At 37.4% G+C, this 605-nt stretch carries 2 protein-coding genes; both read left to right on the top strand.

Translation table 11 applies throughout. The features are described 5' to 3' along the window. The coding region (rpsH, locus tag ACRCJ0_RS18440; protein WP_431391617.1) for a 30S ribosomal protein S8 at window positions 1-205 on the top strand (205 nt) is incomplete at its 5' end. Between the two features lie 49 nt (window positions 206-254). Further along, window positions 255-605, top strand: a 351-nt coding sequence (locus ACRCJ0_RS18435) for a 50S ribosomal protein L6 (RefSeq protein ID WP_431391614.1), incomplete at its 3' end; no start/stop codon positions are given.

Raw genomic sequence — 605 nt, 5'->3', positions numbered from 1 at the left:
ATATACTAGCGATAACCAACGAGTAATCACAAACTTAAAACGTATCTCTAAACCAGGTTTACGTGTATACGCGAAAAGTGATCAAATTCCTAAAGTTTTAAACGGTTTAGGTACTGCATTAGTTTCAACATCGGAAGGTGTTATCACTGATAAAGCAGCTCGTGCTAAAAGCATCGGTGGCGAAGTTTTAGCTTACGTTTGGTAATAAATAACAAAAATAAAAAAACAAAATTGAAAGGCAGGTGCAGTCTAGAATGAGTCGTATTGGTAACAAAATTATCGAGATTCCTAGTAACGTAACCGTAGAAAAAGCTGGTTCAACTATCACTGTTAAAGGCCCTAAAGGCGAATTATCACGTGAGTTCAACCCTGTAATTGATATTCAAATCGGAGAGAAAGAAATCACTTTCACTCGTCCGAATGACCATAAAGAAGTACGTTCTATCCACGGAACTACTCGTGCATTAGTAAACAACATGGTTGTTGGTGTTTCTGAAGGATTCGAAAAGAAACTTGAAATGACTGGTGTTGGTTACCGTGCACAATTAGCAGGTAACAAATTAACTGTCAATGTTGGTTTATCTCACCCTGTTGAATTCGTAGCA

The sequence above is a fragment of the Aerococcus sp. L_32 genome (assembly GCF_050689315.1).
Note: the sequence above shows the minus strand (reverse complement) of the source record. Positions and strands in the feature narration are given on the sequence as shown.